This is a genomic window from Lentzea waywayandensis, assembly GCF_900115955.1.
GTDB classification, from domain to species: Bacteria; Actinomycetota; Actinomycetes; order Mycobacteriales; family Pseudonocardiaceae; genus Lentzea; species Lentzea waywayandensis.
In genome coordinates, this window is sequence record NZ_FOYL01000014.1 from 42,734 (window position 1) to 58,109 (window position 15,376).

The 15,376-nt window shown below is 69.8% G+C and carries 12 protein-coding genes and 1 pseudogene; 4 read left to right on the plus strand and 9 right to left on the minus strand.

Annotated elements, in window-relative coordinates:
* The first annotated feature begins 10 nt into the window (after window positions 1-10).
* The 3 genes and pseudogenes from BM417_RS37985 (at window position 11) to BM417_RS37995 (ending at window position 4,292) form a co-directional block, all read left to right on the plus strand.
* Complete coding sequence (locus BM417_RS37985) at window positions 11-1,732, plus strand: ArnT family glycosyltransferase (RefSeq protein ID WP_093604568.1); 1,722 nt, start codon at window positions 11-13, stop codon at window positions 1,730-1,732.
* 5 nt (window positions 1,733-1,737) lie between these two features.
* Window positions 1,738-2,427 (plus strand): annotated as a pseudogene (locus tag BM417_RS37990) (dolichyl-phosphate beta-glucosyltransferase); the annotation flags it as partial.
* A 38-nt stretch (window positions 2,428-2,465) separates the two neighbouring features.
* Window positions 2,466-4,292: an ArnT family glycosyltransferase gene (locus BM417_RS37995; RefSeq protein ID WP_093604572.1), complete on the plus strand. Its 1,827-nt coding sequence runs from the start codon at window positions 2,466-2,468 to the stop codon at window positions 4,290-4,292.
* Between the two features lie 3 nt (window positions 4,293-4,295).
* On the opposite strand, the gene BM417_RS38000 is transcribed toward BM417_RS37995, so the two are convergent.
* From BM417_RS38000 to BM417_RS38035, 8 genes are all read right to left on the minus strand, one after another.
* Window positions 4,296-5,069, minus strand: a complete 774-nt coding sequence (locus BM417_RS38000) for an SGNH/GDSL hydrolase family protein (RefSeq protein ID WP_245822533.1) — start codon at window positions 5,067-5,069, stop codon at window positions 4,296-4,298.
* A 53-nt stretch (window positions 5,070-5,122) separates the two neighbouring features.
* Window positions 5,123-6,295: a hypothetical protein gene (locus BM417_RS38005; RefSeq protein ID WP_093604576.1), complete on the minus strand. Its 1,173-nt coding sequence runs from the start codon at window positions 6,293-6,295 to the stop codon at window positions 5,123-5,125.
* A gap of 284 nt (window positions 6,296-6,579) precedes the next feature.
* Window positions 6,580-8,391 carry an aspartate--tRNA ligase gene (gene aspS, locus BM417_RS38010; protein WP_093604578.1) on the minus strand — a complete coding sequence of 604 codons (1,812 nt, stop codon included), beginning with the start codon at window positions 8,389-8,391 and terminating at the stop codon, window positions 6,580-6,582.
* Between the two features lie 66 nt (window positions 8,392-8,457).
* A complete protein-coding gene (locus BM417_RS38015) occupies window positions 8,458-8,832 on the minus strand; it encodes a hypothetical protein (protein ID WP_143138982.1) in 375 nt (124 codons plus the stop codon).
* A gap of 5 nt (window positions 8,833-8,837) precedes the next feature.
* A complete protein-coding gene (locus tag BM417_RS38020; RefSeq protein WP_093604581.1) occupies window positions 8,838-9,869 on the minus strand; it encodes a hypothetical protein in 1,032 nt (343 codons plus the stop codon).
* 73 nt (window positions 9,870-9,942) lie between these two features.
* Window positions 9,943-11,112 carry a S8 family peptidase gene (locus tag BM417_RS38025; RefSeq protein WP_093604583.1) on the minus strand — a complete coding sequence of 390 codons (1,170 nt, stop codon included), beginning with the start codon at window positions 11,110-11,112 and terminating at the stop codon, window positions 9,943-9,945.
* A 119-nt stretch (window positions 11,113-11,231) separates the two neighbouring features.
* Window positions 11,232-12,305: a S8 family peptidase gene (locus BM417_RS38030; RefSeq protein WP_322789013.1), complete on the minus strand. Its 1,074-nt coding sequence runs from the start codon at window positions 12,303-12,305 to the stop codon at window positions 11,232-11,234.
* A 77-nt stretch (window positions 12,306-12,382) separates the two neighbouring features.
* Entirely contained in the window at window positions 12,383-13,543 is a 1,161-nt protein-coding gene (locus tag BM417_RS38035) for a S8 family peptidase (protein WP_093604585.1), read from the minus strand.
* A gap of 181 nt (window positions 13,544-13,724) precedes the next feature.
* Between BM417_RS38035 and BM417_RS38040 the strand changes: the two genes are divergently transcribed.
* Window positions 13,725-14,630 carry a hypothetical protein gene (locus BM417_RS38040; protein WP_093604587.1) on the plus strand — a complete coding sequence of 302 codons (906 nt, stop codon included), beginning with the start codon at window positions 13,725-13,727 and terminating at the stop codon, window positions 14,628-14,630.
* Here the strand turns inward: BM417_RS38040 and BM417_RS38045 are convergent.
* On the minus strand, window positions 14,570-15,373 hold the full coding sequence (locus tag BM417_RS38045; protein WP_093604589.1) for an alpha/beta fold hydrolase: 804 nt from the start codon (window positions 15,371-15,373) through the stop codon (window positions 14,570-14,572). The genes BM417_RS38040 and BM417_RS38045 overlap by 61 nt on opposite strands.
* Window positions 15,374-15,376 lie beyond the last annotated feature (3 nt).

The window sequence follows — 15,376 nt, forward strand, 5'->3', positions numbered from 1 at the left end:
TCTCGTCCCCATGAGACGAGAACGCCTGGCGCTGGCGGTCCTGCTGATCGCGACCGGCGCGCTGTACCTGTGGCGGCTGGGGGACTCGGGCTGGGCCAACGCCTACTACTCGGCCGCCGCGCAGGCCGGTGCGACGAGCTGGAAGGCGTGGTTCTTCGGCTCGTCGGACGCCTCGAACGCGATCACCGTCGACAAGACGCCCGCCTCGCTGTGGGTGATGGGGCTGTCCGCGCGGCTGTTCGGCGTCAACGCGTGGAGCATCCTGGTGCCGCAGGCGTTGATGGGCGTGGGCAGCGTCTGGCTGCTGTACGCGACGGTGCGGCGCTGGTTCTCCCCCGCGGCCGCGCTGATCTCCGGCGCCGTGCTCGCGCTGACCCCGGTCGCGGTGCTGATGTTCCGCTTCAACAACCCGGACGCGCTGCTGGTCCTGCTGATGATCGCGGGCGCCTACTGCGTGACCCGCGCGGTCGAGAAGGCCAGTCCGTTCTGGCTCGCGCTCGCGGGGGTGGCGGTCGGCTTCGGCTTCCTCACCAAGATGTTGCAGGCGTTCCTGGTGCTGCCGGCGTTCGCGCTGGTCTACCTGCTCGCCGCCCCGATCTCGACAGGCAGGAAGATCCTGCACCTGGCCGGTGCTTTCGGCGCCATGGTCGTCGCGGGCGGCTGGTGGATCGTCGCCGTCGAACTCACGCCGGACCGGCCCTACATCGGCGGGTCGCAGACGAACAGCGTGCTCGAACTGACGCTGGGCTACAACGGTTTCGGCCGCCTCACCGGTGACGAGGTCGGCAGCGTCGGCGGTGGCCGCGGCTGGGGCTCCGCCGGGTGGAGCCGCCTGCTGGGCGCGGAGATGGGCAGTCAGATCGCGTGGCTGCTGCCGGCCGCGGTGGTGCTGCTGGTCGCCGGGCTGTGGCTGACGAAGGGCCGCGCCCGCACCGCACTCGCGTTGTGGGGCGGCTGGCTCGTCGTCACCGCCGGGGTGTTCAGCTTCATGAACGGGATCATCCACTCCTACTACACCGTGGCGCTGGCTCCCGCGATCGCCGCCGTCGTCGGCATCGCGGCCACCGAACTCTGGGAACGCCGCAGTGAACCCGTTGCGGCAGCGGTGCTCTCGGGTTCCGTCGCGCTGAGCGCGCTGCAGTGCTACGTGCTGATCAACGAGTTCTCCACGCCCGTCGCGGTGCTGGTGCTGATGACGGGACTGATCGCCGCGGTCGGCCTGGTGCTGTCGATGCGCTGGGCCATCCCGGTCGCGCTCATCGCCGCGTTGCTCGGCCCCACCACGTACTCCTTCGCCACCGTCACGACTCCGCACACCGGCGCGCTGCCCGTAGCGGGCCCGTCGAGCGGGCGGATGGGCGGCGCGGGCGGCGGGCTGCTCGACGCCACGACACCGGACGCCGAGGTCGTGACCCTCTTGCAGGACAAAGCGGACAGCTACAAGTGGGCCGCCGCGACGATCGGCTCCAACAACGCGGCCGGACTCCAGCTCGCGAGCGGGCAGCCGGTCATGGCGCTCGGCGGCTTCAACGGCACCGATCCCGCGCCGACCCTGGAGCAGTTCCAGGAACTGGTCCGAAGTGGACAGATCCACTACTACGTCGCGGCCGGCCGGATGATGCAGGGCGAGACCGGCAGCGACGCCGCCCACGACATCGCCGCGTGGGTCGCCGAGAACTACACCGCGACCACCGTCGCCGGTGCCACCCTCTACGAACTGGACGCGTCATGACCACTCTCGACGTGGTGATCCCGGTCTACAACGAGGAACGCGACCTGCCGAGGTGCGTCGACCGGCTGCTCACCGAACTGCCGAAGCTCTTCCCCCACGACTTCCGCATCACCATCGCGGACAACGCGAGCACCGACCACACGCTCCAGATCGCCGAGAACCTGACGCGCGCGCACGACCAGGTGCGCAGCGTCCACCTCCCGCGCAAGGGCCGGGGTGGCGCTCTCAAGGAGGTCTGGTCCGTGTCGGACGCGGAAGTGCTGGCGTACATGGACGTCGACCTCTCGACCGACCTGCGCGCGCTGGCACCGCTCGTCGCGCCGCTGCTGTCCGGGCACTCCGACCTCGCGATCGGGAGCAGGCTCGCGCACGGGGCACGGGTGACCCGCAGCGCCAAGCGCGAGGTGATCTCCCGCTGCTACAACGTGTTGCTGCGCGCCACCCTCGGCACGCACATCACCGACGCGCAGTGCGGGTTCAAGGCGATCCACGCCCGCGCCGCGCACCGGCTGCTCCCCCACGTCGAGGACACCGGCTGGTTCTTCGACACCGAACTGCTCGTGCTCGCGCAACGCGCTGGACTGCGCGTCCATGAGGTCCCCGTCGACTGGGTGGAGGACCCGGACTCCAGCGTCGACATCCTCGCCACCGCCCTGGCCGACCTGCGCGGCATCGCGCGGTTGCGCCGCTCCACGCCGGCCCTGCCGGTCACCACACCGGAAAGGGTCACGGCATGACCGCCACACTCGCCCCCGCGCCGACCGTTGCCACTGCACCGGAACCACAACGCAGGCTGAAGCCGAAAATGCTGCACCGCATCGCCTTCCTCGGTCTGCTCGCCGGTGCCGCCGTGCTGTACCTGTGGAACCTCACCGCGTCCGGCTACGGCAACGAGTTCTACGCGGCGGCCACGCAGGCGGCGTCGCAGAGCTGGAAGGCGTTGTTGTTCGGTTCGCTCGATCCCGGCAACACGATCACCGTCGACAAGCCGCCCGCGTTCCTGTGGGTGAGCGGCCTGTTCGCGAAGGCGTTCGGCTTCTCCAGCTGGACCGTGCTCGCTCCGCAGGCGCTGGAAGGCGTTGCGGCGGTGGGACTGCTGTACGCGACGGTGAAGCGCACGTCCGGTCCGACCGCGGCATTGTTCGCCGGTGCGGCCTTCGCGCTCACGCCGGTGGCCACGCTGATGTTCCGGTTCAACCTGCCGGACGCGCTGCTGGTGCTGCTGATGGTCGCGGCCGCGTACTGCACGGTGCGGGCGCTGGAGAACGCGAGCCCGCTGTGGCTGGCGCTCGCGGGCTCGGCGATCGGGTTCGCGTTCCTCACCAAGATGCTCCAGGCGTTCCTGGTGCTGCCCGCGCTCGCGCTGGCCTACCTGATCGCGGCTCCCACCTCACCGCTCAGGCGGCTCCTGCACCTGCTCGGCGCCGGTGTCGCGGTCGTCGTCTCGGCCGGGTGGTTCATCGCGCTGGTCGAGCTGTGGCCGGCGGACAGCCGCCCGTACATCGGCGGGTCGACCAACAACTCGTTGTGGGAACTGGCCATCGGCTACAACGGGCTCGGCCGCATCTTCGGCAGTTCAGGCGGTCCTGGTGGCGGCGGAATGGGCGGCAACGGGAACATCGGCTTCGGCGGCGAGACGGGCATCGGGCGGCTGTTCGGCGCCAGCATGGGCCCGGAGATCTCCTGGCTGCTGCCCGCCGCGTTGATCGGGCTGGGCGCCGGGCTGTGGTTCCTGCGTCGTGCGCCACGGACTGACCGCACGCGTGCGGCGCTGGTGGTGTGGGGCGGCTGGGTGCTCGTGAGCGGCGCGGTGTTCAGCTTCATGAGCGGCATCACGCACCCCTACTACACGGTCGCGCTGGCGCCCGCGATCGCCGCGGTGGTCGGCATCGCCGGACGTGAGCTGTGGCGCGGCCGTGGCCACTTCCCGGTGCGGATGGCGTTGACGGCGATGGTCGCGGCGACCGGCGTGTGGGGCTTCATCCTGCTCGACCGCACACCGGACTGGACGCCGTGGCTGCGCTGGGTCCTGCTGGCCGTCACCGCGATCGCCGTGTTCGCGCTGGTGTTCGGACTGAACGGACGCCGCTGGATCGCGGCCGCGCTGGTGGCCGCCGCGTTGCTCGGCACGTCCGGCTACGCGTTCGCCACCGCCTCGACGACGCACAGCGGCTCGATCCCGTTGTCCGGCCCGCGTTCCCAGCAGGGCGGCGGCATGGGCATGCGGGAAGGCGGCTCGTCGACGGAGGTCGTGCAGCTGCTGAAGGCCACGGACACCGAGTGGGCGGCCGCGACGGTCGGCGCCCAGAGCGCGGCGTCGCTGCAACTGGCGTCCGGCCGGTCGGTGATCGCGATCGGCGGCTGGAACGGCAGCGATCCCGCGCCCACGCTCGACGAGTTCAAGGAGCTCGTCGCGCAGGGCAAGGTGCGGTACTACGTCGAGGGCGGTGGTGGCGGCGGCGGACGTGGTGGCGACAGCGCGATCGCCGAATGGGTCGCGGCGACCTTCCAGTCCACGACGGCAGGCGGCCAGACCCTCTACGACCTGACCACGGGCTGAGTCTCAGAGACGGCCGGTGTCGGCGGGGAACACTTCCCCCGGCACCGGCCCGATCGCTTCGGCCGACTCGTCAGCCCACAGCAGCGGAAGCAGGTCGGCTCCGCGCTTCCACAGCCACGGAATCCCCTTGAGCATCAGCCAAGCCATGTGGTGCCACACCGTCAGCTCACGGCCACCGGAGCACTCCAGGCTGACGTCGCCGAACTGGAGCCCGACCGCCCGCAGTTCGGCCGCGAACGCCCGCGCCAGCATGCGATGACCCCGTTCGGACGGGTGCAGCCGGTCGACGGCCCACGTGTCCAGCTCGTAGGCGCCAGGCATCGTGTGCAGGTCGACGCACCGCACACCGTGCCGCGCGACCACGACGTCGACCACGCGGTTGTACTCGTCGATGCGGTCCTTAAGCACCCGCCGCAACCGGCCCGGCAGCTTGAACACGCGGCCCTGGTCGTGGAACCGCACGGTGACGACGGCGACTCCGGCCGCGATCAGCTCGCGGCAGACGTGGTCGAGGTCCTCGTGCATCCGCCGCACGGAGAAGTCGGACCGCAGCGTGTCGTTCACCCCGGCGATGACGACGGCCGCGCTGGGCTTGTCGCGCAACGCCTGCGGCAACTGCGTGCGTCTGACGTCGGCCAGCCGGGCGCCGGAGGCCGCGTAGTTGCGATAGCCGTTGTCCGAGTAGGCGGACGAGAGGATCGGGCCGAAGCCACGCCATCCGCCGGGCACGAGGTCGCCGATCCCGACCGCTGTCGAGTCACCTAGTAACACCAGCACGCGGTTCAGGATCAGCTGGCCCGGTGATCTCGGAATGACCGTGCGGGAACGGTTCAGCGAAATGCTGGGTAAAGCGGGAGTTCGAGCACCTCAGGGCCGTAGCGGTCGGCCAGTGCCCCGATCACCGCGTCGGCGTGCGACGCGACCGTCTTCTCGCCCAGCAGCAACGCGTCGGACCGCAACCGGATCCACCGGCCGGTCAGCACGACACTGCGCGGCGGCGCGTTGACAACGTTGGGCATCGGCTTCGAGAGCGCTCGCCACGTCGCGAGCCACACCCACAGCAGCTGGGCTTCCAACAGCCGCGGTAAGAACACCGCGTCGTCGTCCATCTCGGGCCACACCGACCCGACCTCCGCGCGCCAGGCGGCGACCATGGCCTCGGACATCCCCGGCGGCAGACCCCAGCCGCACCAGCAGGACGGGAACGGCACGCGCAGCGCGGCGGCGTCGAACACGATGTCGCGGACGCAGCCGCCCTCGAAGTCGACGAACCGGACACCGCGTGAGGTGACCAGGTGGTTGTCCGGACAGGACGTGGACGGGCTGAACGCCCGCCGCCGCGAGGTGCTGAACGCCCGCGCGGACTCGGCCGCGAACTCGACGGCCTGCGGAGACGTGCCGACGCCCAGGGTGGACTCCAGCAACGCCGGTAAGCCCGCGATCGCCGCGTGCACGTCGACCGCGATCGGGTCCTGGCAGCACTGCGCGCCGGCCCGGCGCATCAACGCGTCGAAATCCGCGTCACGGCCCGCCGTCGTGGCGTGCAGGCGGCCCATGGCGTGTGCCCACGAGAGCAGGCCACGTTCCGCAGCGCGCGCGTCCGGCGCGTGCAGCTTCTCGGACAGCCGCGGCGCACGGCCCAGGTCTTCCAGCACGACGAGACGCGTCGCCGCGTCGTGGGCGAAGAGTTCCGGTGTGGCGCGCTCTTCGGCCGGAAGAGCCGTGAGCAACTGGTGGCTGACGGCCTCGTGCGCCCACGGGTCGCGGTCGCCGGTCCCTGCGGGATAGCGCTTCACGACCAGCGTGCGCGGCATGGAGAACGGCGAGGAGGCGACTCTGACACGAATGACGACGGAACGACCGGTACCCCCGAGAGTCTCGGGGTCCGCGAGGCGCACCTGTGCGCCCAGTCTTCTGGTCAGTACGCGCTCAGCCGCCCCGACAGCGTCTGCGATCTCAGGTGAAGTCGTGTCGGGAGGGCCCGCGGTGATCTCCACGCTCATCCCCTCCGACCCTACTCCCCAAAGTCCGTGAGCCGGACCGACGCTAATCCGGCCAGGCTGCGACCACCACTACTCGTTGATAACGGCTCGCGCTGTTTCCGGATCCCCTCCGACGTGTGGACGTGTGGAAACACCTTCCGTTGCCCACTACGTGCCGATCAACCCGATCGATCGCCGCCCATGAGTCAATACCGATCAAGTAGCTGCCCGATCGGGCGAACGGGTCTCATGTTCTGGGACGCGCGGAGGCACCCGGCGGGTTGCCTCCGCGCGCGAACAGATCGTTACGCCTTCTGCTCGGCCTTGTCGGCCGCCTTCTGCTCGGTCTTCTCCTGCGGCTTGGCGTCCACGCCGGCCTCCTTGCGCTGGAGCGCCGTGATGGGCGCCGGAGCGGCCGTCAGCGGGTCGTAGCCGCCGCCCGACTTCGGGAACGCGATGACCTCGCGGATCGAGTCGGCGCCCGCGAGCAGCATGCAGAGGCGGTCCCAGCCGAGCGCGATGCCGCCGTGGGGCGGGGCGCCGAACTTGAACGCGTCGAGCAGGAAGCCGAACTTCTCCTGCGCCTCCTCGGCACCGATGCCCATGACGTTGAACGCGCGCTGCTGCACGTCCGCGCGGTGGATACGAATCGAGCCACCGCCGAGCTCGTTGCCGTTGAGGATCACGTCGTAGGCGTAGGCCAGCGCGTTGCCCGGGTCGGACTCGAAGTTGTCGATCCACTCCGGGGTCGGCGAGGTGAACGCGTGGTGCAGCGCCGTCCAGTTGCCGCCACCGACGGCGACGTCGCCCGCGTCGAGCTTGTCGACCGACTCGAACATCGGGAAGTCGACGACCCACGCGAACGCCCAGGCGTTCTCGTCGATCAGGCCGACGCGGTGCGCGATCTCGACCCGGGCCGCGCCCAGCAGAGCACGCGCGTCACGCGGGTCGCCCGCGCCGAAGAAGATGCAGTCGCCCGCGTTGGCGCCGACGGCCTTCGCGAGACCCTCGCGCTCGGTGTCGGTGAGGTTCTTCGCGACCGGGCCGCCCAGCGTGCCGTCCTCCTGGACCAGCACGTACGCGAGACCCTTGTGACCGCGCTGCTTGGCGAACTCCTGCCACGCGTCGAGCGTGCGACGCGGCTGCGAGGCACCGCCCGGCATGACGACGGCACCGACGTACGGCGCCTGGAACACGCGGAACGTCGTGTCCTTGAAGTACTCGGTCAGGTCGGTGAGCTCGAGCTCGAAGCGCAGGTCCGGCTTGTCCGAGCCGTACTTCGCCATCGCGTCGGCGTAGGAGATCCGGCGGAACGGCAGCGGCAGCTCGACGTCCTTGGTCTCCTTCCAGATCGCGGCGAGCAGCTTCTCGGTGAGCGCGATGACGTCGTCCTGCTCGACGAAGCTCATCTCGATGTCGAGCTGGGTGAACTCCGGCTGGCGGTCGGCGCGGAAGTCCTCGTCCCGGTAGCAGCGCGCGATCTGGTAGTAGCGCTCCAGGCCACCGACCATCAGCAGCTGCTTGAACAGCTGCGGCGACTGCGGCAGCGCGTACCAGGAGCCGGGACGCAGTCGCGCCGGCACCAGGAAGTCACGCGCGCCCTCGGGCGTGGAGCGGGTCAGGGTCGGCGTCTCGATCTCGGAGAACTTCTCGCCGTGCAGCACCTCGCGGGCGATGCGGCTGACCTCGCTGCGCAGCCGGATGGCCTTGGCCGGGCCGGAGCGGCGCAGGTCGAGGTAGCGGTGCTTGAGGCGGGCCTCCTCGCCGGGCTCCACGTCGCTCTCGACCTGGAACGGCAGCGGCGCGGCCTCGTTGAGGACCTCGAGGTCGGTCACGTAGACCTCGATGGCGCCGGTGGAGAGCTCGGGGTTCTCGCTGCCCTCGGGACGCTTGCTCACGTCGCCGGTGACCTTGATGACGTACTCGCTGCGCAGCCGGTGCGCGCGCTCGGCCATCTCGCCCTCGCGGAACACGACCTGGGCCACACCGGAGGCGTCGCGAAGGTCGATGAAGATGACACCGCCGTGATCCCGCCGGCGAGCGACCCACCCGGTGAGGGTGACGGACTGCCCGGCGTGCTCGGCCCGGAGTGATCCGGCCTCGTGCGTGCGCAACACGGTGGTGGCTCCTTGTAGACGAAGTCAGCTTTGCCGTCAAGGCTAGCCGGACCCACCGACAGATTTTCAGGCAGGGCTTTCTCCCTGCGGAGATGATCTCTCCAGCACCGGTTTCGCCTTCGCCCAGGCCGCGTGCCAGCCGGGGTCGACCTGCTCGGCGTCGCCCTGCTCCGCGATCCGGTGGAGCAGGTCGAGCAGCCGCGCCCGCGGTGCCGGCGCGAGCGACGGCAGCACCTCGGCGAGGAACGGCAGCACCGCCGTGGCGGCCCCGCACACGAACCCGCCTTCCTCGTGCACCGTCGAGTCCAGGTCGGTGATGGCCCGCTCGACCACCTCGGGATCGCCGGACAGCAGCGCCCGCACGTGACCGGGTGTGTCCAGCGCGGGGCCGTAGGCGTGGTCGATCGAGTGCCACGCGACGTCGTCCAACCCTTCCAGCACCGGCCTCACCCCAGGTCCAGCAGCACCGACGTGGCGAGCGTCGAGACCTTCTGCCCCAACGACGTCACGGAGTGGTCGTGCACCCTCTCGGCGACGAGGTCCCGGTACTCGCGAGCCCGCGCGACGCCGGCCAGCCACACCGCGAAGGCCCGCAACCGGACGTCGGGGTCGGCGATCCACACCGGCACGAACGGCACGACCAGCCCCACGTCGGTCGTGTCGCGCTCGAAGAGCCTGCGCAGGTAGTCGAGTGCCTCGGTCCGCCACGGCAGCACGTCCACCAGCGCCAGCACGAGGTCCATGCCGTCGAAGTCCTTGGGCCCCACCAGCCAGAGCACGTGCTCCAGCACCTCTTCGTAGCCCATCTGGAACGACCCGGTGGCGAGGAACAGCTCCAGGTCCCCGGTCAGCGCGCGCAGGATCACGTCGGCGTCGGGCCGGGTCGCCGCGGACACGAGCATCCGCGCGAGCGGTTCGTCGTCCGCGACCGTCAGCTCCCGCAACCACGCGGCCGCCGTCTCGTCGGCCCGCCCGGCGAACTCCGTGGCGACGATCACGACGCACAACCGCGTGGCCGGATCGATCTCCTCCTCCCACCGCCGGGACAGGGCGGGCAGCACGAGGGCACTGTCCCCGAGCCCCTTCCCCAGCATGAACAACACGCCCCGCCGCACCGCCGCCGAACCGTGGTCGAGCAGGGCGAGCAACGCCGGTTTCGAGGCCTCCCAGGCGGGTGCCCAGCTCGGGTCGACGCCGTCGGAACCACTGCCTCCGGCGACCGCGATCGCGCCGCACAGGTTCTCCAGCAGCCAGTCACGGCTCGGAGTGTTGTCGTGGGCGACGAGGTCCAGCAGGAACGGCCACGCCGCCGCGGTCGCCTCGCTGACCTCGGACTCGTCTCCGGTCAGGTGACGCACCAGCTCCTCGTGCGGCTCGACGGACGTCCGGGCCTGCCTCAACAGCCTGGGAAGGTCGTCGGCGAACCCGTCGTGGCTCCGCAACCGGTACCAGTCGATCTTCTTCAGGCCGTCCACCATGGACCCAACAATAGGAAAGGCCCGCGACCGAGGTCGCGGGCCCTTTTGATCGAACACTGCGTTCGGAGCTAGCTCACGCGGTCGGCGCGAGGTACAGCAGGCGGTTCGGCGAACCGGTGCCCGGGTTCGTCACCTTCGACGGCGTCGACTGCCCCACCAGGTACGAGGCGACCTGGGCCGGCGTGGCCGACGCGTTCGTCGAGAGGTAGCGAGCGGCCGCACCCGCGACGTGCGGGGTGGCCATCGACGTGCCCGAGATGGTGCTGGTGGCGCTGTCGGAGGTGTTCCAGGCCGAGGTGATGTCACGGCCGGGGGCGAAGATGTCGAGCACCGCGCCGAAGTTCGAGAACGACGAGCGGGCGTCGGTCCGGTCGGTGGAGCCGACCGTGATCGCCTCGGTCACGCGGGCCGGCGAGAAGCCGGACGCGTTGGCGTTGGAGTTGCCCGCCGCCACGGCGAACGTGACGCCCTTGGCGACGGCGTTGCGCACCGCGGTGTCGAGCGTGGCGTTGGCGCCACCACCGAGCGAGAGGTTCGCGACAGCCGGCTTGACGGCGTTCGCGCCCACCCAGTCGATGCCGGCCGCGACGCCCGCGAGGGTGCCGGAGCCGGCGTTGTCGAGCACGCGGACGGCGACGATCTTCGCGGCCTTCGCGACGCCGTACTGCGAGCCCGCGATGGTGCCGGCGACGTGCGTGCCGTGGCCGTTGCCGTCCTGCGCGACGTTGTCGTTGTCCACGAAGTCACGGCCGTTGGCGGCGCGGCCACCGAACGTGGAGTGGCTGATGCGGACGCCGGTGTCGATGACGTACGCCGTCACGCCGGCGCCGGTGGAGGTGTAGCTGTAGGAGCTGTTGAGCGGCAGGTTGCGCTGGTCGATGCGGTCGAGACCCCAGGACGGCGGGTTCGTCTGCGTGGCCTGCGTGTGGACGACCTGGTCGGCCTCCACGAACTCGACCGACGGGTCGGCCGCGAGGCGCTTGGCCTGCTTCTCCGTGAGCTTCACGTTGAAGCCGCCGAACGTCTTGTACTCGCGCTCGACCGTCCCGCCGAAACGGGAAGCGAGCGCGTGCCCGTTCGCCTTGCCCTCCTTCAGCTTCACGATGAAGCTGCCGGCGATCTTCTCCGGTGCGTTGAGCGACAGCACCTCGCCTTCGGCGGCGGAGGCGTTGGGAACCATCAGAACCGACATGGCGAGAGTCGCCGCGCCGGCACCGGCCAGGAACCGGATCTTTCGCGTCATGATTCGCTTTCCGTTCTTTGCAGGGGAACGAAGCGCTTTCGACGTTATGGAGAGATCCGGTTCCTGCCAAGGGTGTCTTAAGATTTAAGACGGGCTTGCATTGACGGACAATTCACCTTTCACAGGGATGGCGGCCAGTAAAGGATACGAGTGACGGGTGGTGTCCCCGGAGTGCCCGTGGTAACCAGCGCGCGCTCGACCTGCGCGGGCGTGGCGGCACGGTTGCGTTCCAGGAACCTGGCCGCGACACCGGCCGCGTGCGGTGCGGCCATGGACGAACCGCTCAGCGTGTTGGTCGCCGTGTCGGAAGTGTTCCAGGCGGAGGGAATGCTCACACCCGGCGCCCAGATGTCCACCAGGGGACCGAAGTTGGACGACGATGACTTGGTGTCGTTCTGCGTCAACGCACCCACGCAGATCGCCTGGGAAACCCGTTGCGGGGACGAGTTCCCCGGATCCGTGTTGCTGCCACCGGCGGCGACCGTGTACGAGACGCCGGAGTCGATCGACTTCTTCACGGCCGTGTCCAGCGCCGCGGAAGCGCTGCCACCCAACGACATGTTGGCCACCGCGGGCTTGACCGCGTTGGTCGTCACCCAGTCGACGCCCGCGATGACACCGGAGATCGTGCCGGAGCCGGACCCGTTCAGCACCCGCACGCCCCACACCGTCGCGTGCTTCGCGACGCCGTACTTGGTGCCCGCCGCGATACCGGCCACATGCGTGCCGTGACCGTTGTCGTCCTGCGCGACCGCGTCGTTGTCGACGGTGTCCCAGCCGTTGCGCGCACGGCCGCCGAAGTCCGCGTGCGTCACGCGAAGACCGGTGTCGATCACGTAGATGTTCACGCCACGGCCTGTGGTCGTGTACTCGTAGCGCTGGTTGAGCGGCAACGCGCGCTGGTCGATCCGGTCCAGCCCCCAGGGCGGGTTGAGCTGGACGCTGTTGGCGTGCACGATCCCGTCACGCTCCACGGAGGACACGTTCGGGTCGGCCTTCAAGGCCTTCAGCTGCGCCGATGTCAGCCGGGCGCTGAAACCGTTCAGAACACTGGTGTACCGGTGCTCGACGGCACCGCTGAACGACGACACGGCGCCGTCCTTCAACACCACGATGTACGACGACGTGGCCGCGGACGCCGGGGCGACCACGACCGTTGCCGCGAGGGCGGCGACTGCCAGCAGGGCTCTCACGGGCAGACTTCCTTTCATTTGCAGGGAAAACGGCCCCGGCTCACAGGGAGCCGGGGCCGCACATCTCAGGGCTGCGCTCAGCTGGTCGAGGCCCAGTGCAGGAGCCTCGTGGTCGTGCTCGGACCGGGGTTGGTCACCTTGCCGTTGGTGGCGTTGGAGGTGATCGCGGTCGCCACCTGGGCGGGCGTCACGTTCCGGTTGCCCTGCAGGTACCGCGCCACCACGCCGGCGACGTGCGGCGCCGCCATCGAGGTGCCGGAGATGGTGTTCGTGGCCGTGTCACTGGTGTTCCACGTGGACGTGATGCCCCCACCGGGCGCGAAGACGTCCACCACGGGGCCGTAGTTGGAGAACGAGGAGCGGGCGTCGGTGCGCTCGGTGGAGCCGACCGTCAGCGCCGCGGCCACACGTGCGGGCGAGGTGTTCGCCGCGTTCGTGTTGGAGTTGCCCGCCGCGACGGCGAACGTCACACCGCGCGTGATCGCACCCGACACGGCGTTGTCGAGCGACGTGTTGGCGCCGCCGCCGAGCGACATGTTGGCGACAGCGGGCTTGACGTGGTTGGACGCCACCCAGTTGACGCCCGCGACGACACCGGCGATGGTGCCGGAGCCCGAGTTGTTCAGCACGCGGACGCCGATGATGTTCGCCTGCTTCGCGACACCGTGCAGCGTGCCCGCGACGGTGCCGGCGACGTGCGTGCCGTGACCGTTGCCGTCCTGCGCGACGGCGTCGTTGTCCACGAAGTCGTAGCCGTTACGGGCGCGGCCACCGAAGTCGCGGTGCGTGATGCGGACACCGGTGTCGATGATGTAGGCGTTCACGCCGGAGCCGGTGCTGTTGTAGGTGTAGCGCTGGTCGAGCGGCAGGTTGCGCTGGTCGATCCGGTCGAGACCCCACGACGGCGGGTTGACCTGGGTCGCCTGGATGCTGACGACCTGGTCGCGTTCCACGTACTCGACCGAGGGGTCAGCGGCGAGTCTGCGCGCCTGCGCGTCGCTCATCTTGATCGAGAAGCCCTGGAAGACGGCGTCGTAGACGTGACCGACCTGGCCGCCGAACCGGGAACCGAGAGTCTGCGCGCTCGCGGTGATCCCGCCGTCCTTCAACTTGACGATGAAGCTGCCCGCGATGTTCTCACCTGGTGACACCCGGATCTCGCCCACCGCGGCGGTAGCGGGTGCCGCGAACGCGGCGATCATGACCGCCGAGCCCAGCAGAGTTGCGGTCTTGCGCATTGTGTAGTCCTGTTCGTCGCAGGGATGCTCAGGAACCCAATCGGGGGCTATTGGCGGCGTAATAGTCCCGAGATCTGAACCTGCCGAGTTTCGAACCCGGACAAAACCGCCGATCGGCTGTACCGCGTTCCCTTTGCTGCCGATAGCCTTCCGACCTTGACTCCGTGAAACCGGAGGAGCGATGCTCACGATTTACCCACCGCGCGAGGAGCTCGCCGACCTTCTCGTGACGGGTCCGTTCGCGGACGCGTTGCGGGTCGCGATCCAGGTGCGGGGACTCAGTCTGGAACGGCTGCAGCACCGCCTGAAAGTGCGGGGAGCGCCGATCAGCGTGACGGCGCTGAGCTACTGGCAGTCGGGCCGGCGCAGACCCGAGCGGCCCGAGTCGCTGATGGCGCTCACGCACCTGGAGAACGTGCTCGGGCTGCCGGACACCGCCCTGAGCCGCCTGCTCGGACCACCTCGGCCGCGTGGCCGTTCGCGCAGGCGAGAGCTGTCGTCACGGGCACCGTGGGACGGTTCCGGCCTCATGCTGACCGCCCAGCACGACCGGGTCGACGTCGCGCCCTGCGGTGGTGTGCGCGGCATCCGCTCACGGCAGGTCATGCAGGCCAGTTCCGCCAATGTGGACCGCTGGATCCTGTGCCAGGAAACGGGTTCCGCGCAGCCCGCGCTCACGGCCGTCCGTTCCTGCCGGGTCGGCCGGATCGCCAGGGAACGCACGAACGGCGTGCTCGTCGCGGAGCTGTTGTTCGACGAACCGATCTCCGCCGGCGAGTCGATCGCGATCGAGTACGAATTGATCTATCCACATCCGACCGTCGAGCACACGCATTTCCGGCGGTTCGGCGAACGCGTGCACGACTACGTCCTGGAGATCAAATTCCCGGCCGAGTCCCCGCCCGAGTCCTGCGAGCAATTCGCGTCCGGCCCGGCCGGAACGGAAATGCCCGGCGGCGCCCGCCCGGCCCCTGTGGACGAAGGGGGCTACGCGCACGCCGCCGCGCTCGACTTCGGTCCCGGTCTCTACGGAATGCGCTGGACCGCCGCCGCGAACGCCTCGGGGTCGTCCGCCCAGGGGAAGTGACCGGCGCCGGACTGCACGACCAGCGTCGCGCGCGGGAACAGCTTCGCGTACTCCTGTGCGCGGTTCGGCGGCAACGCCACGTCGTACTCGCCCGCGACCAGAAGTGTTGGCACGTCGAGGTTCGCGAGCTTCTCGCGGACCTGAAGCGGATCGAACGCGCCCTCCGCGTAGTACTCCCGGGCGGCCTCGGGGTTGCGGGGGTGATCGTCCAGCGCCCGCGCCGCGTCGTCCCAGCGGCCGTGCCAGAACGGGCTGATCCTCGCGAACGCCTCGGGCGTCACGTTGCCCGCCCAGATCTCCTCGAACCCCTTGATCGCCTCGGCGTACCAGGGCTCACCGTTGCGCCGCAGCGCGATTTCCCTGCGGTCGTCGTCGGTGACGTCGATGCCGGCCACCCGCGGACTGGGCGCGACGAGGACGAGTTCCTTGACGTGCTCCGGAAATCGCGTCGCGTACAGGATCGCGAGCGTGCCGCCCGCCGAGTGGCCGAGCAGGCTGATCTTGCCGAGGCCGAGGTGCCGGCGCAGCGCCTCGACATCGTCCACCTGGTGATCGACGCGGTAGGCGCCAGCAGGTGCGGAGTCGCCGGTGCCGCGCAGGTCGAGTCTGATCACGTCGTCCAGCGGCAGTCCGCCCAGGTACGACGACGCCTGCATCGGCCCGCCGGGCAGGCAGATCAACGGGTCGCCGGCCTCGCCGTGGTAGGCGAGGCCGACGCCGTCCGAAGTGGTGAAGGTCCCCATGCC

Excerpts from the sequence above, each read along its gene's own strand:
- BM417_RS37985 (WP_093604568.1), top strand. The coding sequence starts at position 11 with ATGAGACGAGAACGCCTGGCGCTGGCGGTCCTGCTGATCGCGACCGGC.
- BM417_RS38035 (WP_093604585.1), bottom strand. The coding sequence starts at position 13,543 with ATGCGCAAGACCGCAACTCTGCTGGGCTCGGCGGTCATGATCGCCGCG.
- BM417_RS38045 (WP_093604589.1), bottom strand. The coding sequence starts at position 15,373 with ATGGGGACCTTCACCACTTCGGACGGCGTCGGCCTCGCCTACCACGGC.
- BM417_RS38005 (WP_093604576.1), bottom strand. The coding sequence starts at position 6,295 with ATGAGCGTGGAGATCACCGCGGGCCCTCCCGACACGACTTCACCTGAG.
- BM417_RS38025 (WP_093604583.1), bottom strand. The coding sequence starts at position 11,112 with ATGACGCGAAAGATCCGGTTCCTGGCCGGTGCCGGCGCGGCGACTCTC.
- BM417_RS38040 (WP_093604587.1), top strand. The coding sequence starts at position 13,725 with ATGCTCACGATTTACCCACCGCGCGAGGAGCTCGCCGACCTTCTCGTG.
- BM417_RS37995 (WP_093604572.1), top strand. The coding sequence starts at position 2,466 with ATGACCGCCACACTCGCCCCCGCGCCGACCGTTGCCACTGCACCGGAA.
- BM417_RS38020 (WP_093604581.1), bottom strand. The coding sequence starts at position 9,869 with ATGGTGGACGGCCTGAAGAAGATCGACTGGTACCGGTTGCGGAGCCAC.